We start from the raw sequence: 17625 nt of genomic DNA, 5'->3' as shown, positions 1-17625 counted from the left end.
CCGAACCAGACGTCCATGTCGTTTTCAGGCTTTACCTTTAACTGCTGCTAATAGTTTGGTTCATTAAAACGGAAGCATACATCAAATTACAGCTTGGAAGGCCAGTTACCATACCATGCATAACCGCCTCTTCTTTCTTTATCAATATCACTTAATTTGTATTTTACTACCCCATCACGACCAATAAAGATTGGTTTATCCGTCCCTATCTCATAGAAGCGTGCCCAAATTGGTGCAGCTTTGGAATCAGCGATAATTTTACTATCTCCATTAGCTCTTTCATACTTGTAACCCGTAATTTTCACTTTGTTAAACCAAGCCTCCGCTCCTTTAATGGATGCAGTAATTTTAGCGTTAGCAGGTCTGGTTTTCAGAAATTTAACAATCGTTACACTCTCTCCAGCTGTCAGCGATGGCACTTCGTAGATTCTTGCGCTCGCTGGTTTAAGGGAGCTGGAATCATGTTGTTGTCCCCATGCTGTGAGCTTACCACCTGAAACGACCTGTGTATTCAAAATCGCCTCCACACCTTTGGCAACTGAATTTTTACTGCGGTTAGCAAGTATGCTGTCGATAAAAGAGAAATCACCTTTGCGTGCCGCTACTTCATCCAGCATGATCATTACATTAATCATGGCATCATCATTGTAAGTGATGTGCTTGTGGTATCCGGAGCTTTGGTAAACTTGTGGCCATCCGCCGTTTGAATACTGCATGTTGATCAAAAAGTTAATTCCTTTGATTGCAGCTGTGGAGTAACGCGGATCATTCGTCTTTTTAAATTCCTTCGCCAATCTTCTAATTTCTGAGTATGTAGCCTTGTTGTCTATCGTGGACTTTGCCCACTCTCCACTTGTCTGTTTATAATCTTTTCTCCAACCTCCATCCGGCAGCTGGTTCTTCAAAATATCAGAAATACTCGCTGTCGTACCCGATGCATCCGCAGCAGATACCATCCCTACAGGGAGAACTGCCATTCCAACTGCCGAAAACACCATTGTACATGCCAGGACAAAAGTAATTATTTTCTTCGCTTTCAAATGTAACACTCTCCTATGTTCGTTTTTATAAATCTTCCACTTCTACTTTACCTATGATACTCGTCTCTAAACCTCCTTTATTTGTATTTATCGCATAATAAAATCAATTTTAATCCAATATGTGGATTGGATACTCAGATAATATGCAAAAAATCGCTTTTTGTCAATATATGCAACTTAATGAATATAATCTCTCTAATTCTACATAACGGAATAGTTCTTTTAACTCATGACAAACCTATTTATTTATCCAAATTCGTCTTAAACGAACCAATAATGACGTTTTTGTCATGAATGATACCCAAACTTGATCCCTTCTTTCATATAAAAACCTTAATTCCGCTAACATTGAGGTATTACGAAGGGTTTTAAATGGGTTTGACAATTACGCATTTATGCAATATAGTTTCAAATAGTTACAAAAACTTAATTATTCATTGCCGAGTTTCATGTTTGAAAACGGGGGAACCAATTTGGGTGAATTATTCTTATACATAGGAAATATAGGGAACCTTCTACCGAACCCTTAGCTAACTCCGTAGGCATCGAAGGGAGAACATTGATTTTGAAAAAACTGATTATCTCCATTTTTGGAGCAGCTGTATTATTTACATCCGGGGCAACAAGCACAGAGGCAAGCAGTATCAACTCCGTAGTGAACAACATGACAGGTATTCCTTACAAATGGGGTGGCACAACTGTAGCCGGCTTCGACTGTTCTGGTTTTATGAGATATCTTTTCAACAAATACAGCATTGAATTACCACGTACTTCGCAGCAGCAAGCCAAAGCAGGTACTCCCGTATCCAAGAGCAATGTTCGGACAGGTGATCTGGTGTTCTTTAATACAACAGGCAAAGGCATTTCACATACAGGTGTATATATCGGCGGCGGACAATTCGCTCATGCCTCCAGCAGTAAAGGTGTAAGCATCACGAAGTTATCGAATCCATACTTCAATGATCGTTATGTAACAGCACGTCGGGTAACTGGACAGTTTATGTATGATAAAATGCTAGGTAAAATGTGATTCACATACAAAAAGGCATCGGTTATTAACCGGATGCCTTTTTTGCACTTAAAAATGTATGTTGCATTGCTTACTAATGCAGCGCCTTCTGCACTCGCATCGCACCCTGAGACAGGGCATGTCCTCCTCCAACAGCTCCGGCCACCGCAACGGTCTCCATAATCTCCTGATCTGTTGCACCCTTGGCACGGGCTTCTTCTACATGGTAGAAGGTACATACCTCATTGTTGGCAAACAATCCAATCCCAAGGGCAATTAGCTGTTTTGTCTTCGCATCAATCACGCCAGGTTGGAAACATTCTCCGGTAAACTCATGATACGACTTCACCACACCTGGCAGCACATCGCTTAATGCTCCAATCTGATCCTTGTAGGCATGAACTTTATCATTCATCAATGTCATGGCTTGTAGCACACCCTCTCGGCTATAGTTACAGATCTTCCTCACTGTACCTATCTTCTCTCCCGAGTGAGCCAATTATGCCAAGAAATCATGGTAATTCCAAACATTTAACGCGCATGGCCACTGCTATAATTATAAGCTGTTACTCACTAAGTGGACTCTGGCGCGGCTCGCTGAACAGCTGATAGCTGTAACCTCGGTCCAGCTTAACGACACGTCGATTCTGACGACGGATAAGTACCTGCTCGCCATCCCAGGCAACCACAATCCCCTTCACGTCGTTCGATTCCAGCTCGTCCCGTACGACTCTAACTTTCTCACCTGACAGACGCAGGGCGTCCAATTCTGTATCACTAATCATCTTCATGGCTCCTATATTTCAAATTTATTTACAAAAAGAGACCTAAATGAAAAGTCATTTAGGTCTCACGTGACTGTATTGGACTGTCATGTCATTCGAAATTATGTCCCGACTGAAAGTTACCGCTGCGCGTGCTCTTTGCTGTCGTTCTTCTCGAACCAAAAATCAAGCACTTTGGCGGACATCACACGTTCTTCAAGGTACTCCACTTGATGCGGTGTAAATTGTTCTTTCCAAGAGAAGGACAACTCTTCGCACAAGCCTACAATCGTCAGTAATTCTGACCAGGCAACATAGCGTTTGTACCAGAAAAATTGAGGATGTTCAATCATATAGGGATAAAGGTCATCGAATTCCGTATGTTTACAATCCAGGGCACGTTCAAAATGAACTTTCGATTCCGCCAGCTTATCATTAAAAAATTGTTCTGTTGCCGGTTGGTTCCCCATGGTGTTGCCTCCTCTCCCTAACATAACCCCATTATAAATGAAATCGGCGGTCATGCAAAGGCATAGTTCAAAAAATAGGCCCTATTCCTTTAAAATGTCACATTTCGTTATCGTCAAATTGTACTGTTCCATCGTTCAGGGAACGAATGCGTACCAAGGCTTCCACCGGAATACCCTGTTCACGAATCGTGCGTGCCCCTGCCTGGAAACTTTTCTCGACCACAACGCCGAATCCGACGAGTTCCGCGCCAGAACGCTCGATAATTTTGATGACGCCACGAGCGGCATCTCCATTGGCAATAATATCATCAATGAACAAAATGCGGTCATTCTCATGAATGAACTCGCGAGATACCATAATGTCAGTTACAATTCCTTTGGTAAAGGACGGTACACGTTCACAGTAAGCATCAGGATCAGCCAGAAGTGTTTTTTTGCGACGGGCGAATACAAGGGGCACCCCAAGTTCATAGGCCGCTGCAAAAGCAACCGGTATCCCTGAGGATTCTACCGTGATTACCCGAGTTACTCCACTTTCACGAAAACGGGCAGCAAACTCACGTCCCATCTCCATCGTTAATGCAGGATCAATCTGGTGGTTCAACAGACCATCCAGCTTTAATACTTGATCCGAGATAACCACACCTTCTTGCAAAATTCGTTGTTTCAATAATTCCATGATTTGACCTCCCAAGCCTATCCTATGAGGTAAAAGTATCATATATCTATCTATAAGTTCAAGCGAAATTGCCTGGGCGCTGTCCTTGAGACACAATTCAAGACAAAGCTCACTATCGATTGTCATGAGTTTGGTGGGTCAAGCATACCTTCTACCATGGTACCCGCATGTCCAAACTATACAGGGGCCTGAGAGGGGAAACACATGAAACAGGCATTTCGGGTGCTGCAGATCGCATTTACATACATCGGAACGGTTGTCGGAGCCGGCTTCGCTACAGGGCAGGAAATTTTGCAGTTTTTTACCCAGTATGGCAAATGGGCCACCATCACCATAGGCTTATCCACCATGCTCTTTGTCTGGTTAGGTACCAAAATGATGCTGATCGCTCACGATACCGGGTCCCGCTCTTATGAGGATCTGAACAAACATTTATTCGGCCATAAGGCGGGCAAATGGATCACCTGGGTGACCCTTCTCATTCTCATTGGCGTGAACAGTGTCATGCTTGCCGGAGCAGGCTCCGTTTTTGTCGAACATCTGGGTTTGCATTATCAGACAGGTCTGATCGTCACACTTGTAGGGACATACCTGCTTCTCGGTCGGGGCATTCAAGCCATCCTACAAATGAATAGCATCGTCGTGCCCATGATGCTCCTGTTATCTCTGCTCATGATCACAAGTACCATCCATCATCCAGGTGCTTCCCGATTCATCACACTGACGACAGACTCAAACCCTATTCAAGTGTGGCTGTCTCCACTATTGTATACTTCATTCAATCTGGTGTTGGCTCAAGCTGTTCTTGTGCCTGTAGGTAACCAGATTCGTAGTCGGAATGTGCTGAAGTGGGGTGGAGTATTGGGTGGAATTGGCGTTGGTTTCATGCTGATGGCAGCTCATTTTGCCATGTCAGCTCAGATGCCCGGCATCATCCAATTCGAAATCCCGATGGGCAGCATTGCCTTTCAACTTGGATGGGCAGTGCAATCTGTATATGTATCCCTTATTTTCATGGAAATATTCAGTACCTTTGTAGCCGATATCTATGGAATGACCTTGCAACTGAGACAACATATACGTGTCCATCCCCGTTTCATTACATTAACCATTATGCTGTTGTGTTACTCACTCAGTCAGTTTGGATTCAGTTCCCTGCTGTCCATCCTTTACCCTATCTTCGGAAGTATGGCATTAATCTGGGCTGCCAAATTGGTACTGAACCGCTGGGGAGCCTTTCGTAAACGCAACAATATATAAATCTCACAGTTATGTACTTCATGAATATGAGCATCCGTTTGCTCATAACCCCAAGTCATTGTGGGTATTCTTTCCTTAAACATGACAAAAAGCCGCTGTTTAGCACAGCGGCTCGCACTTTTTGCTCTACCTTTTAGGCTTGGACAGGAAACTGTAGATACATCTTTTTCAACTCATTGACCGATCTGCCGAGCGAGTAATGTGTCTTGGCTTTTTCACACGCTGAACGGGCAAGTTCATAACGATAAGCCGGGTCCAGCATCACCTTTTCAAGCGCTTCAGCCAACGCAGAAGGATCTTCTGCCGGTACAAGCAACCCATTGCTACCGTTTTCGATCTGTTCCGGTATACCACCTACATCCGTACCCACAAGGGCAAGACAACTCAGCGCCGCTTCAGCGAAGACGGAACCAAATGCTTCTGCCCGTGAAGGAAGTACAAAAATATCAAAGAATGGCATGAATTCCTCAGGGTGCAGTGTATAACCATAGAAAATGGTCTCATTATAAATCCCCAACCGCTGCGCCAATTCTTCCAGATCAGGACGAATCGGTCCATCTCCAATAATATGTAACACATAATCATGACCTCGGTTCTTCAGTTCCGCACAAGCTTTGAAAAGAATATCCAACCCTTTAGCCGGAACAAGCCGACATACCGTGACCAGTTGTGGTATCGCATTATCATGAGGAATCGGCTTAAAGCGCTTCTCATCAAATCCATTGGGAATCACACCGATGACATCAGGTTCCTTCACATAGGGAGCCAGATAACGACGGAACGAATCCGACACCGTTAAGAGGCGCTCTGCCTGGTGTTCCAGCTCACCATATATCGCAAGCAGGAATCGATGCTCCGGTCCATCCGTTTCAATGCGTCCATTAAGGATTAATTCTCGTTCATAACTGGAGTGAATCGTCTGAATGAGGGGTGTATCCGGGAAAACCGTTTTCATCGCAAGTCCTGCAATTGGGTGGTGGGCATGAATCAGATCATAGGGCTTCTGAATACGCAGTTTGGTCCACCAAAGATAATCACGATATGTTTGAATATATTTTTGGACAACAGGACTATCCTGATATTCCGTCCAGTCAAACGTTTCGAACTGAACTTCCTCTCTGCCCTTATTGCGAATTCGCTTTGGCAACGAGAATAGATCCATTTCCCACCTCGGGGTTGTAAATCTCTCTTGCATATACGGAATCATAGAGGATACACCTCCGGGCTGCTCCGGAGGAAAGAAAAGCGCCTGCAGCAATCTCACCGTTAGTTTCCCCCTTTCTAACTTACGTACTGCTCTACTATCCATTATGACATAGGGAAGCCGGAACATCTATATTACGATAACTCGTATATACAACATATTCATGAAACGTTCCCCTCAGAAGCAAAAGCTCTAATTCAGCAGTCCATCGCTTGCGGTTGTCGTCAACATATTCATTGGATAACCAGAATTTCAGCTCTGTAGCTCCACGGGCTTCTCATATGTACTGTAACCATCGGTCTCTCCCAAAAAAGTATACCCGTTCCGCGCGTAAAAGGCGTTCAACGTAGCATTGCTCGCTCCGCAATCTAACCGAACCGTATGTTTGCCTTCAAAATGTATGCCGCTGCTGGACCATTGCAAAATGGACCGTCCGAGACCGCTCTGAGCATATTTTCTTCGAATCGCTAGCCGATGCAGATAAATTGCACCATCCTCGGCATGAGCTTTTGAACCCCAAAGATGAATATCCCAAGGGCTTGGCTGAACCATAAGGATGACCATCCCCGCTATATCCGCTCCTTTTTTAAATACAAACACATCCCCACGCCGAATCGCCCCTGCCGTATCATGTGAATCTTCACCTTTAAGCAAAGCGTTCCATTGGGAAGAACCTTGGCTCTGTAACCATTCGGCTGTCTCCACCAGCAGCGACATCACATCCTCCGTATCTTCCGGCTTCGCCTGAACCGCTTGAAAACCATCGTTAATATATTCGCTACTGATCCTGAATGAGTGCATCATTGTTCTCCTCCGCTTCCTGATCTCTGTTAAACTAATGGTACTATACCGGGAAATGGATTTTTCGTCAAAATGAGAACAAAAAAAGGTAAAAGGCAGCTGCCTTTTACCCATCTATTCTGGCTTCATCAATAATCTGATTTCGATACAACATCGTCAGGTGCAAGGTGTCAAACTCCATTTCCTTGTCCAACTCCTGCATCAACACTTCGACCAGGCTCTTTCGCTGAATGCTGGTACCAGGAACCTCGTAATCAATGTATCCCGTCAGATCGGAATGAGAAGTGTCTATTGTTGCTGTTCCCACAGGCAATCCACCTCGTTCCTGAAGAAAAAGCTCATATACCCGGAACTCCCGATCCTTACGCTTCAGCATGACATAACATGTTTCTTCAGCAGCTTCCAGCTCATCCAGATCCGATTCATCAGTATCCTCAAAATCCTCGGAGAAATCGCGATGTACCCACTCTAGCGTCTCGAGTTCGTTGCCCTGATGCCACATGCGGATCGTAATCGTATCGATGATATCTTCATCCAGCTCTCTGACCAGCAACTCTGCCGCAGCTTCCAATTGATTCTCTTCCGGCTCGTCATACCAGTGTATTTCACCTTGTACATCAGCGCCATATTGTTTTAAGGAAGCTTCTGCTAGTTCCTGCCCTTCGACATCATTGAATATATACGTCGATATGCTGCGTCCCGCGCTTACCATTTCCATCTCCAGAACCTGATCCCGATCTTCATATGTAAACGATTCGGCTTGTGAAACAGGAATTACCTTACTTCCACTGCTCTCTATATCGTCATAGCTGCCTTCGTCATGATTCATATCTTCAGACGGCCACACGGTCTCTGACTCAGGCTTATGCAGAACCGAATGTAATGAGCCACAACTAACCAGCACTTCATAATATGCAGCTTCCAACGCGTCTGCAAGAGATCGGACATAGGCATGCACTTTTTCCACGATACGTTCCTCTGTACCATCAGGCAGAGACTCCTGCTCGATCTGAAGACTACCAGATAAACGATCTCCTTCTCTGTACACAAGGAAAAGTGAGCCTGCATATTGTCCATTGACCATCACGTCCTGTACTTCTCCACCTGATGTCCGCAGGTCTGCAACCAATTCCACATCGTATTTCATCACGTGTCCTCCTCTATTCCTAACGTTATTCTCTTAGGATGCCCCTAAGGACGGTAGAATATGAGGGAAGCATGCATTTCAAATATAAGATGTAGGTTAGATGGATAACACATATTTTTGGATTGCGTGTGCCACACCCTGCTCGTTATTGGAGAGTGTAACCTCGTCCGCAGCAGCTTTCACCTCGTCCGGTGAGTTATCCATGGCAATGCCTTTGCCCGCAAAGGTCAACATCGTAATGTCATTGAAGTAGTTGCCAATGGCCATGATCTCCGAAGGCATGATTCTTTTCGATTCGGCAAGCCTTTTCAGCGCAGCGCCTTTGGACGCTTCGGGATGCATCAGATCAATAAAAAAGTCACCACTCCGTGTCATATAATAAGGCAGATTCCAAGTTGACCATTCCTGAAGTACTGCATCCATCTGTTCAATCGGACCAAATGCAGTGAACTTTGCCAGCGGTTCTGTCATGTCAACCCACTTGGGTAACTTCAGTGGCTCTGCCATAAAGTTGTAATACATCTCACGCACCTGCAAACCCAAACCTTCCGGTTGATCCACATACAGACCAAATGCCGTATTGATGTCAAAATGTACTCCATTAGTTCTACAGTAGGATATGATTGGCTCCAGTCCTTGTCCATCTAATGCAAAATGATGAACCACCTCACGGGTATCGACTTGCGCAGTAACGGCGCCATTATGTGTAATCACATATCCATCCAGTCCCATCTGCTCCATAAAAGGAATCGTGTTGGCCGGACCTCTACCTGAACACAGGACAATCTCTGCTCCCTGACGGGAAGCTTGGATCAAGGTCTCCTGAGTCCATTCAGTAAGTTCATGATGATCATTCAGCAATGTTCCATCTACATCAAGTGCAATTAATTTATAAGTCATTCTGGCTTCATCCTCATCTGTTAGTAGTCGCACCCACCCAAACCCTCCCTTCCGAGGGAGGGCCCCAGAGGGCTCTGCCCTCTGGACTCCCGTCCTGCTCACCGGTGTTAGGTCGGGTCTTGCTATGTCACGGTTGTCGTAGGAACGCTTGTTGCCGGGCACACCGCTGGTCAGCGGCGGTCCCGCCCAAGCTTAACCGGGACCAATACGGGCAGGGCTTCGCTTTCTGCCCGGCTCCCTGCTTCACTTCGTGAAGGTCGGGAGCTTTCTCGCCTTCGGCGTTAGTATCGGGACTTTGCTTCCCTCCACAACTCCCTGCTTCACTTCGTGAAGGACGGGAGCTTTTTCGCCTTCGGCTTTAGTATCGGGGCTCCGCTTCCCTCCACGACTCCCTGCTCCGCTTCGCGAAGGACGGGAGCTTTTACTTCCGCAGAAGGTTCAACTCGTCTGCGGTTAATTCACGATAGCTTCCGATAGCAAGATCGGAAGCTAGTTCCAGTTCACCCATGGCTACGCGTTTCAGATAGATCACTCGCTTGCCTACCGCCTGAAACATACGTTTCACTTGGTGAAACTTCCCTTCGTGAATAATAAGCGAGATCGACGAGATCGTGCCTTCTTCCGTCTCTTCCTGACCAAGTATAGTCAGTTCGGCAGGCAACGTCTCGTACCCGTCATCCAATTGAATGCCCGCCTTGAAACGTTGCACATCCGCTTCATCCACGTTTCCCAGTACACGGGCTTCATAGGTTTTGGGCACATGCTTGCGTGGAGATAACAGATCATGGGCAAGCGGACCGTCATTCGTAAGAATGAGCAGTCCCTCCGTATCCTTATCCAGTCGCCCTACAGGAAAAGGATTGAAAACCCGATCCTCTTTGCGCAGCAGATCCAGTACCGTCTTATCTCTGTTATCCTCGGTAGCAGACACGACACCCGGAGGTTTATGCAGCATGAGATAGATCATCTCCCGATACACAATCCGCTCGCCATCGGCTTCAATGACGTTGACCTCAGGGTTCACCTGTACACCACTGTCTTTCACCGCTTTGCCGTCCACATGGATTCTGCCTTGTTTCACCATCTTTTTGAGTTCACTTCGTGTTCCCACACCCATATGGCTTAATATTTTGTCCAGACGCAGCGTTTGTTTGCCTTTTCCACTCATACCGATGTCCACCTCCACCCTGCCGGATATTCATTCTTCAGTACACCATCCAGCCATTTCCCCCAGCCAGCAGCATAACCATCTACACATACAAGAACGTACCCTTTGGCAACCGTATCCGCCTTGAGCACCACTCGTTCTTCTTCCATATTTAACGTTTCACCCTTGAGATACCTCACGGCTTCGCCATCAGCGGATGACAGATTTACGCTTCGCCGTGCTTCAGATGCATTCAGAGCACACGCAAGCGGATGGGACGGAACAAATCGTCCATTCTTGATCGTGCCCATAAACCAGCCTGGACGAATGACTTTCAGTCCCTCCAACCGAGCTGCACCAACCGATGATTGATACACACGATCTCCATAACATACCGTCTCCCCTGTTAACTCAATCTCCAATTGTTCTTTCATAAACTGACTGTAGATCGCAACCGGATCAATACTTGCCGAATCAGCTCCGCGTCCCTGACCCCGTTCCGATTTACGTCCACCGTGATCTTTACCTTTTTTGCTCTGTCTATCCGAATTCTTGCCGCCACCAGCCTGTCTGTCATGGGACTCTCGGGATTCGATTCGCAACAAACGTTCCTTTTTACGATCAGCCTTGGTCATAGCAATTGAAGAAGCAGCAATAGAGTGATCCTTGTTCCCCTCTACTTCAATCCTGGACACATCCACGACCTGTCCATACTCCATTGCTCCTTCTTTAACTACTCCAAGTTGATCTGTTTCTAATCCTTGCCTTGCACGATGCTGCAATACAGCGACATAATGTCCCTCTCCCTCCAAAAGGTGAGGCCACAATCTTGCGGTTCCACGCGTTTGATCCAGTACAGCTTCCGTCTCTTCAGCCTTCTCCGGCATCATCTGACGTACCCATTCCGGACGTCCTGGAGCAAATCCTGTCTCTTCAGGAATGTCCATGACTACGAAATCACGGTTTACATTCAGGAACTCCGCAATCATCGCTTCGTTTTCCTCCGGCGCAAAGGTACATGTCGAATATACGATAGTTCCTCCCGGGGCTAGCAATCGTGCCGCAGTTTCGAGAATATCACGCTGCATTAACACACATTTATCCACCGAATGATGTTCCCACGATTTCACCATGTCTTCATCCTTGCGGAACATGCCTTCACCTGAGCAAGGCGCATCAATTAATACTTTGTCAAAATAATGAGGAAATGCATTCGCGATCCGCTCTGGCGACTCATTCAAAACAACGGCGTTACGCACCCCGTACAATTCCACGTTTTTGGCCAACGCTTTGGTGCGTTCCGCATGGATATCGTTCGTGACAAGCACACCCTTGCCTTGCAGCTTTGCAGCAATCTGTGTTGTTTTTCCTCCCGGGGCAGCACACAGATCAAGCACGCGATCCCCAGGTTCCACCTGCAATAATTCAACGGGAGCCATTGCACTTGGTTCCTGTATATAATACAGACCTGCATGATAATAAGGGTGCAGCCCCGGTTTAACACCATGAGGTACATAGAATCCTGTCTCACACCACGGAATAGGTCTTAGATCAAACGGAGCAATCTCATCGAATTGTTCCATCGATATTTTTAGCGTATTCACTCTCAGTCCCGCATGAGGAGACTGTTCATAAGATTTCATAAATTGTTCAAACTCATCGCCCAGCAAACTTTTCATTCGCTCAGCAAATATCAAAGGTAACTTTACACCCATATTCCCACTCATCCTGTCTTGGTAAGATTGCAATATCGTTTTATTTTATCATATCCAAGCTTTGCTTTCCTATCATATCGTATCTATTCCACTACAGCGTGTAATGTAGTATAATGGCAAGTAGATTGATTCCTGAGCAAAAATTCGGGTGTTTATGCATATTATCCCAACCTTTATTTTTGCCCAAACTATATTTCGATATGATCGATGGGGGATGTCCAATGAAATCCAAGAAGAAAAAGAAAAGTGCTGCGATCCTTATATTCCTGGGTATTTTAATCATTATGATTGCAGCACTGGTTGTCGTAGACCAGCAATCCAAGAAACAGATGGATTCAGTGGAAAATGCTTATGGCATCGCTGCTTCCAAGCTTAATCCAGCTACAAGGGAGCTACTTAGTGATCCCAACTATCAACAAATTATTGTTCCCACTGATCTCAAAGCCAAAATCGATAACAAAGACAGCTTTTTTGTTTATTTCTTTGCTTCCGACTGCTCGCACTGCCGTGCCACAACACCTCAGTTGATGCCACTGGTTGACAGTGAAGGTATTGAGCTTCCACAGTTCAATCTGCGTGAATTCGAAGCAGGATGGACTGATTACAATATCGAGTTCACACCTACACTCGTCTATTATGAGGCTGGTGTCGAGAAAGACCGTATGGTTGGCGGACTGCAAGAAAATGGCAGTGACCAAGGCTATACACTGGACGATTACAAACAATTTTTCCAAAAATATAAAGGCAGTGCTGCTCCTTCGGCAAGTTAACTGCTAGTTCCGTTTCCACAATATCTACAATCAGGCCTTGTATCACCGATACTGTTCTGTTGAAGGACAGGCTGTGCCACCATGCAATCATCTGAATATGACGCAACATTCAAAAACACCCCGATCTTTCCCTTTACAGGAATCGTCGGGGTGTTTCATAACCATGGAACTTCATATCCATGGGATGCTCATTTGAATGTTAACGCTGATTACGGTTCAACTTTTACTCTGATCCATCGCCTTCATCTTCTCTTCGTATATTCGCCCTCTGGTAGGACTCCGGCGCTGCGGAATATTAGGTTTTAACTCAAGCGATCTTCTAGATATCTCTTGTTCCAAGACCTCATTAACAATTCGTATGGATAAATCCCTGTAAGTCACAGACTGAACATCTGATTGGGACAGTTGCTTCACGATTTCCTGTACATCCCGTACCAAAGCCCCTAGGTCTATGCCCAGAACCGTAGCAGGATAAGGTTCCAGAAGATCAAGTGAGCTCTGTAACATCATCGTTGCTCCGCGGAGATTGCCATTCCTGAAGTGGTATAAACCAACCGCAACTTGCAACAACCCTTTATAGAGAGAATCCCGGTTACGTTCAAGCCACAATTCTTCCAGCACCTCATGGCACTCGAAATAATCCTGATCACGATTGAAGTAGATTAAGTAGTCAACGTACAGTGGCTCATAGATGCTCATCCGGGTTTTCGCCCTTTCTGGCGTTGTTCAGAAGTTTCTTCACGTCATCCAGCAAGTCTTTGAGCCCTTCCATATCATGCCGTTCCCAGTAATCGTTAAATCGCTTTTGTGCTTCAATTGCTTCACTGACAAGATGGTAGAAGTATAATTGATGAATGATATTCAATGTTCTTGACACGATATTGGAATCATCCTCAAATGCCTTCTGCGCCTCCAAAATCTGTAGACGAATTGCAGACATCTCGTTGTCCAGTATAAACGCCGCCTCAGCCGTTTTTTTCAGCCTGGTTCTCATCTCATCAGGTAACCCTTCCCGAAACTTGTAACTCAGCGAATGTTCAATGGTAGCCCAGAAGTTCATGGCAAGCGTCCGGATCTGTATCTCGGCCAAAACTTTCTTTTGTCCAAGAGCCGTCTGAACGGGATACTCAATAATCATATGGAAGCTGCGATAGCCGCTCTCTTTGAAATTCGTAATGTAATCTTTCTCAATGAGTACCGTGAGATCCTTACGACCTCGAATATACTCGGCAACCCGACGGATATCATCCACGAACTGGCACATAATGCGGATACCTGCAATATCCTCGATGCCTGTTTCCACGTCATCAAGCGACACATTCAGTCGTCTGGATTTCTCCAGAATACTGGATATTTTTTTGACACGACCGGTAACGAATTCAATCGGGGCATACTCTTCCCGTTTTTTCAGCTCCGCCCGCATTGTCTTAAACTTGACTTTTAATTCCTCTACCGCTTGTTCATAAGGAAGTAAAAATGTACCCCAGTCTCTACCGTCCATGCTTATGCCTCCTGTCTCTATAGCGTCCCCTGTTCTATTCCATTATACATGATGTTTGGTGGGGGGAAGAGTCCCGAACCATTTTACGCTCTTCCATGCTTCTATATTTTCCATCCGGGGATCCACATTCCTTCTTAACGATGCTCCGCACCAACCGCTTCAGAGATATGACGATAACCGTCCTTTCGAAGTAACTCACGCAGTCCGGCATGAATACGCCGATTCACCTCAGGTCCTTCGTAGATCAATGCAGTATATATTTCGACCAGACTTGCTCCGGCTTTAATTTTCTCGTATGCATCCTCACTTGTGAAAATGCCACCTGAACCGATGATCGGAAGTTTGCCTTCGGTCTGACGATAGATCTGACGAATAATCTCCGTAGAACGCTCACGCAGAGGTTTACCACTCAGACCGCCAGTTTCCTTTGCATGTTGGTGAGAAAGTCCTGTACGACTAATGGTTGTGTTCGTTGCAATAATGCCAGCAACACCGCTGTCTGCAATTGTGCGCACCATATATTCAAGTTCCTGATCATTCACATCCGGTGCGATCTTCACCAGAACGGATTTGGTCGCTCCACCCGCTCGTACATGCTGCACATTCATCTCGTTCATAACCGCAGCGAGCAGTTCCTTCAATTCATTCCCATGTTGCAGATTACGCAAATCCGGTGTATTTGGTGAACTGATATTAACCACGAACAGATCAGCATAATCGTATAGTGCCTGAATGCACTTCGAATAGTCCAGGTGAGCTTCCTCATTAGACGTTGCTTTATTCTTGCCGATGTTAACAGCCACTGGAATACGCCGATCCTGTAGACGTGCCAATTCACCTGCCATCGCTTCCGCACCAAGATTGTTGAAGCCCATTCGGTTCACCAAAGCCTCATCTGGAGGCAAACGGAACAGCCGTGGTTGATCGTTACCTGGTTGTGCAAGTGGTGTCACGGTTCCCACTTCCATGAATCCAAATCCGATGGAAGAAAAGCCCGTTACGGCCTGTCCGTTTTTGTCCAGACCCGCAGCCAGACCAACAGGTGTAGGGAAATGACACCCAAACATGTCAACAGCCAGATCAGACGTTTCACGAACGCCGTACATCACTCGCAGTCCGGAAGGAACCGGACGGATGCTACCCACGCCACTAAGGCCGCCAATAATCAGATGATGGGCCTGTTCAGGGTCCATTTTGAACAACAAAGGTTTAGCAAGACTTCTGTATAACAAATCACTCACTCCGTTCTGGTCCGGTACGCCAAAAAGCCGTTTTCCGTCTTTTCATATGTAAAAAACACTCTACACACAAGTCTATCTGTTTCTTATTAAAAAGGAAAGTAGTTTGCGCATAGACAGCACAAATCGAATAATACAAAATGCTCACAAGAAATCCACCAGCCCACTGGTAATGACGAGTTGAATTCTTTACAATGAGAGCATGGTTACTCTACACCAGTTCTATTCCAAATAAGGAGGAATAACTCATGGCTCCCAAACGTAAACCACCTGCATTACAGCAAAAGAAAGAAGAAGTGAATCGCAAAGCCATTGCATGGACTGCAGCCAGTGTAGGCGGCTTGATCATCATCATTGGTGCTCTTATCATTATTGCCAACATGTAGATGATTCAGGCTGAATCCATCTGATTCTACATATCAAACAGATCAATTCAGCCAGTGATACGTTTTGTTCGGATTATTCTGCTTTGGAACAAGTGTATGCTGATAACGCTGCTTTGCTTCTGGAACAAGCGTCAGATCTGGCAGTACATCTTCTCCAATGCGTACCGGAGTGCCTTGCGGAGCAAGAGCGAATAACTCTTCTACATCTCCTGTATGCATTCTCACACATCCAAGGGACTCATCCAGTCCGATACTGTCTGGCTCGTTGGTCCCATGGATGGCATAATTCGTATTCGAGAGCTGCATACCTCTGCTTCCAAACTCACCGTTCGAGCGCCCATTCGGATTGACCACTTTATCCGTGATGACAAATGAACCCTCAGGTGTTCGATCACTCCCAAGTCCCACATCATACATACGAACAATGGTATCCCCACTGATTAGTGCAAGTTTATGTTTATCCTTATCAATGACAATCTCCAGCGGTTCCTGCAAAAAAGGCTGACCTCCCAGCGTATCTGCAAAAGCGGCATTGTTGCCTTGAGACGAATTCAAAGATGTTGAACCGCTCTCTTTACCATTTGAATCGCTCTTTCCTTTTTGTGCCTTTCCCTGATGCAGAGCTAACAGCTTCGGAAACATCTCGGTCATCCCTGGCGCAGTCTCTCCCAGAATATTGTTCGGAAATGGCTGGGCCATTTGCGTTACACTCTTGGGCCAAGCATCATTTTTTTTGCGATAGGCCACGATTGCACTTGATAAGGATGCAGCTGCTTCCTGCTTGGCGGTCCACGCCAAGGCCATCTTTTTGATTTTAGGCGTGACTTCAGGAGGTTCACAGTTACATTGCTTGGAATCATAACTCTGTGCAGTTAATTTACCGCTTGTATTGGTTTGTACTATGTATTTCACAGGCATATTTCGCTTCCATAAAGACCAGTCATCCGAGGTTTGCATACCCAGTACAGCAGAGGTCTCTACTTTTGGGCCAGACCCGGACCAGGCAGCTGCGAGCGCAGCCTCGCCATGGTTGCCTCCACCAAATGCCGCAGCGGTGAACACATTGCTTGGCGCAATGGATGCAGTCCCAGCCTGTTGATCCGCTTCTACAGGCGCTACGATATCCTCTGTGGATTCCAGTGCTGCTGACAGTGCATCGGCTGCTTCACGACTGACACCCGGAGCGTCCGCAGGTGGCAGACCTGCCAGCATCAGCAGCATGAACAACGTAAGCCACATTTTGCGTCTACGTTGTTTTTTCTCTTTTTGCTCAGACATCTCCACCAATTTCTCCTGATAGTCCACCCAGATGTCCGCAGGAGCTTTACTGCGTTCAAATGCCTCATAAACCTCGCCCGCTTGTTGAAAGCAATAATTGGCTTTGGCCTCCTGTCCTTCGCCCAAGTACTCCTTTCCGAGCAAGTACCAAGCCATTTTATTGTCTGGATGTTTCTTGACATATGTTCTTAGATGAGTATTTTGCATCCGATCCTCCACTATTTCGCCTTTTTCCGTATATCATTATATATCGGCATAACCAAGCGTTGAATCCATAGGACTTGAGTACCCGGTGGAAAAAAGGGGGTTCGACAAT

19 protein-coding genes and 1 riboswitch are annotated in these 17625 nt (G+C 46.0%); of the genes, 4 read left to right on the top strand and 15 right to left on the bottom strand.

What is annotated here, in order from left to right:
- Positions 1–86: 86 nt before the first annotated feature.
- Entirely contained in the window at positions 87–1049 is a 963-nt protein-coding gene (gene pelA / locus MKZ13_RS10630; RefSeq protein ID WP_339183864.1) for a pectate lyase, read from the bottom strand.
- 419 nt (positions 1050–1468) lie between these two features.
- A riboswitch (cyclic di-AMP (ydaO/yuaA leader) is annotated at positions 1469–1600 on the top strand.
- A 5-nt stretch (positions 1601–1605) separates the two neighbouring features.
- On the opposite strand from pelA, the gene MKZ13_RS10625 reads away from it, so the two are divergent.
- Complete coding sequence (locus MKZ13_RS10625) at positions 1606–2070, top strand: C40 family peptidase (RefSeq protein WP_036609611.1); 465 nt, start codon at positions 1606–1608, stop codon at positions 2068–2070.
- A gap of 73 nt (positions 2071–2143) precedes the next feature.
- On the opposite strand, the gene MKZ13_RS10620 is transcribed toward MKZ13_RS10625, so the two are convergent.
- From MKZ13_RS10620 to MKZ13_RS10605, 4 genes are all read right to left on the bottom strand, one after another.
- Positions 2144–2473, bottom strand: coding sequence for a carboxymuconolactone decarboxylase family protein (locus MKZ13_RS10620; RefSeq protein WP_017689352.1), 330 nt, complete (start codon positions 2471–2473; stop codon positions 2144–2146).
- Positions 2474–2615: 142 nt separating this feature from the next.
- A complete protein-coding gene (locus MKZ13_RS10615; RefSeq protein WP_036609613.1) occupies positions 2616–2834 on the bottom strand; it encodes a hypothetical protein in 219 nt (72 codons plus the stop codon).
- Between the two features lie 119 nt (positions 2835–2953).
- A complete protein-coding gene (locus MKZ13_RS10610) occupies positions 2954–3283 on the bottom strand; it encodes a hypothetical protein (protein WP_036609615.1) in 330 nt (109 codons plus the stop codon).
- 97 nt (positions 3284–3380) lie between these two features.
- A complete protein-coding gene (locus tag MKZ13_RS10605; protein WP_036609617.1) occupies positions 3381–3962 on the bottom strand; it encodes a xanthine phosphoribosyltransferase in 582 nt (193 codons plus the stop codon).
- 204 nt (positions 3963–4166) lie between these two features.
- Here MKZ13_RS10605 and MKZ13_RS10600 point away from each other — a divergent pair, with 204 nt between their 5' ends.
- The gene (locus tag MKZ13_RS10600) at positions 4167–5222 is read left to right on the top strand and encodes a hypothetical protein (RefSeq protein WP_253507299.1); all 1056 of its coding nucleotides are present in this window, start codon (positions 4167–4169) and stop codon (positions 5220–5222) included.
- A 133-nt stretch (positions 5223–5355) separates the two neighbouring features.
- Here the strand turns inward: MKZ13_RS10600 and MKZ13_RS10595 are convergent, their stop codons facing one another.
- The 6 genes from MKZ13_RS10595 to MKZ13_RS10570 form a co-directional block, all read right to left on the bottom strand.
- The gene (locus MKZ13_RS10595) at positions 5356–6486 is read right to left on the bottom strand and encodes a glycosyltransferase family 4 protein (RefSeq protein ID WP_339183860.1); all 1131 of its coding nucleotides are present in this window, start codon (positions 6484–6486) and stop codon (positions 5356–5358) included.
- Positions 6487–6678: 192 nt separating this feature from the next.
- Positions 6679–7227 carry a GNAT family N-acetyltransferase gene (locus MKZ13_RS10590; RefSeq protein ID WP_339185379.1) on the bottom strand — a complete coding sequence of 183 codons (549 nt, stop codon included), beginning with the start codon at positions 7225–7227 and terminating at the stop codon, positions 6679–6681.
- 106 nt (positions 7228–7333) lie between these two features.
- A complete protein-coding gene (locus MKZ13_RS10585) occupies positions 7334–8374 on the bottom strand; it encodes a hypothetical protein (protein WP_339183858.1) in 1041 nt (346 codons plus the stop codon).
- A 96-nt stretch (positions 8375–8470) separates the two neighbouring features.
- Positions 8471–9274, bottom strand: coding sequence for a Cof-type HAD-IIB family hydrolase (locus MKZ13_RS10580; protein ID WP_339185378.1), 804 nt, complete (start codon positions 9272–9274; stop codon positions 8471–8473).
- A gap of 421 nt (positions 9275–9695) precedes the next feature.
- On the bottom strand, positions 9696–10442 hold the full coding sequence (locus MKZ13_RS10575) for a pseudouridine synthase (RefSeq protein WP_339183856.1): 747 nt from the start codon (positions 10440–10442) through the stop codon (positions 9696–9698).
- Positions 10439–12136 (bottom strand): RsmB/NOP family class I SAM-dependent RNA methyltransferase, encoded by a 1698-nt coding sequence (locus tag MKZ13_RS10570; protein ID WP_339183854.1) that lies wholly within the window; start codon positions 12134–12136, stop codon positions 10439–10441. The genes MKZ13_RS10575 and MKZ13_RS10570 overlap by 4 nt, the downstream gene beginning before the upstream one ends.
- Before the next feature lie 221 nt (positions 12137–12357).
- Here MKZ13_RS10570 and MKZ13_RS10565 point away from each other — a divergent pair, with 221 nt between their 5' ends.
- On the top strand, positions 12358–12906 hold the full coding sequence (locus MKZ13_RS10565; RefSeq protein WP_047842389.1) for a thioredoxin family protein: 549 nt from the start codon (positions 12358–12360) through the stop codon (positions 12904–12906).
- 216 nt (positions 12907–13122) lie between these two features.
- Here the strand turns inward: MKZ13_RS10565 and MKZ13_RS10560 are convergent, their stop codons facing one another.
- From MKZ13_RS10560 to MKZ13_RS10550, 3 genes are all read right to left on the bottom strand, one after another.
- Complete coding sequence (locus MKZ13_RS10560) at positions 13123–13605, bottom strand: DUF309 domain-containing protein (protein ID WP_221823379.1); 483 nt, start codon at positions 13603–13605, stop codon at positions 13123–13125.
- Positions 13592–14407 carry a GTP pyrophosphokinase family protein gene (locus MKZ13_RS10555; RefSeq protein WP_036609636.1) on the bottom strand — a complete coding sequence of 272 codons (816 nt, stop codon included), beginning with the start codon at positions 14405–14407 and terminating at the stop codon, positions 13592–13594. Before MKZ13_RS10555 ends, MKZ13_RS10560 begins: the two co-directional genes overlap by 14 nt.
- A gap of 134 nt (positions 14408–14541) precedes the next feature.
- Positions 14542–15639, bottom strand: a complete 1098-nt coding sequence (locus tag MKZ13_RS10550) for a quinone-dependent dihydroorotate dehydrogenase (RefSeq protein WP_221823377.1) — start codon at positions 15637–15639, stop codon at positions 14542–14544.
- A 254-nt stretch (positions 15640–15893) separates the two neighbouring features.
- On the opposite strand from MKZ13_RS10550, the gene MKZ13_RS10545 reads away from it, so the two are divergent.
- On the top strand, positions 15894–16031 hold the full coding sequence (locus MKZ13_RS10545; protein WP_017689367.1) for a hypothetical protein: 138 nt from the start codon (positions 15894–15896) through the stop codon (positions 16029–16031).
- Positions 16032–16073: 42 nt separating this feature from the next.
- On the opposite strand, the gene MKZ13_RS10540 is transcribed toward MKZ13_RS10545, so the two are convergent.
- The gene (locus MKZ13_RS10540) at positions 16074–17516 is read right to left on the bottom strand and encodes a L,D-transpeptidase family protein (protein WP_339183850.1); all 1443 of its coding nucleotides are present in this window, start codon (positions 17514–17516) and stop codon (positions 16074–16076) included.
- Positions 17517–17625: the final 109 nt, after the last annotated feature.

Source organism: Paenibacillus sp. FSL R5-0701, from assembly GCF_037973995.1.
GTDB lineage: Bacteria > Bacillota > Bacilli > Paenibacillales > Paenibacillaceae > Paenibacillus.
Note: the sequence above shows the minus strand (reverse complement) of the source record. Positions and strands in the feature narration are given on the sequence as shown.

Excerpts from the sequence above, each read along its gene's own strand:
- MKZ13_RS10620 (WP_017689352.1), bottom strand. The coding sequence starts at position 2,473 with ATGACATTGATGAATGATAAAGTTCATGCCTACAAGGATCAGATTGGA.
- MKZ13_RS10615 (WP_036609613.1), bottom strand. The coding sequence starts at position 2,834 with ATGATTAGTGATACAGAATTGGACGCCCTGCGTCTGTCAGGTGAGAAA.
- MKZ13_RS10610 (WP_036609615.1), bottom strand. The coding sequence starts at position 3,283 with ATGGGGAACCAACCGGCAACAGAACAATTTTTTAATGATAAGCTGGCG.
- MKZ13_RS10605 (WP_036609617.1), bottom strand. The coding sequence starts at position 3,962 with ATGGAATTATTGAAACAACGAATTTTGCAAGAAGGTGTGGTTATCTCG.
- MKZ13_RS10600 (WP_253507299.1), top strand. The coding sequence starts at position 4,167 with ATGAAACAGGCATTTCGGGTGCTGCAGATCGCATTTACATACATCGGA.
- MKZ13_RS10590 (WP_339185379.1), bottom strand. The coding sequence starts at position 7,227 with ATGCACTCATTCAGGATCAGTAGCGAATATATTAACGATGGTTTTCAA.
- MKZ13_RS10585 (WP_339183858.1), bottom strand. The coding sequence starts at position 8,374 with ATGAAATACGATGTGGAATTGGTTGCAGACCTGCGGACATCAGGTGGA.
- MKZ13_RS10580 (WP_339185378.1), bottom strand. The coding sequence starts at position 9,274 with ATGACTTATAAATTAATTGCACTTGATGTAGATGGAACATTGCTGAAT.
- MKZ13_RS10575 (WP_339183856.1), bottom strand. The coding sequence starts at position 10,442 with ATGAGTGGAAAAGGCAAACAAACGCTGCGTCTGGACAAAATATTAAGC.
- MKZ13_RS10570 (WP_339183854.1), bottom strand. The coding sequence starts at position 12,136 with ATGGGTGTAAAGTTACCTTTGATATTTGCTGAGCGAATGAAAAGTTTG.
- MKZ13_RS10565 (WP_047842389.1), top strand. The coding sequence starts at position 12,358 with ATGAAATCCAAGAAGAAAAAGAAAAGTGCTGCGATCCTTATATTCCTG.
- MKZ13_RS10560 (WP_221823379.1), bottom strand. The coding sequence starts at position 13,605 with ATGAGCATCTATGAGCCACTGTACGTTGACTACTTAATCTACTTCAAT.
- MKZ13_RS10555 (WP_036609636.1), bottom strand. The coding sequence starts at position 14,407 with ATGGACGGTAGAGACTGGGGTACATTTTTACTTCCTTATGAACAAGCG.
- MKZ13_RS10545 (WP_017689367.1), top strand. The coding sequence starts at position 15,894 with ATGGCTCCCAAACGTAAACCACCTGCATTACAGCAAAAGAAAGAAGAA.
- MKZ13_RS10540 (WP_339183850.1), bottom strand. The coding sequence starts at position 17,516 with ATGCAAAATACTCATCTAAGAACATATGTCAAGAAACATCCAGACAAT.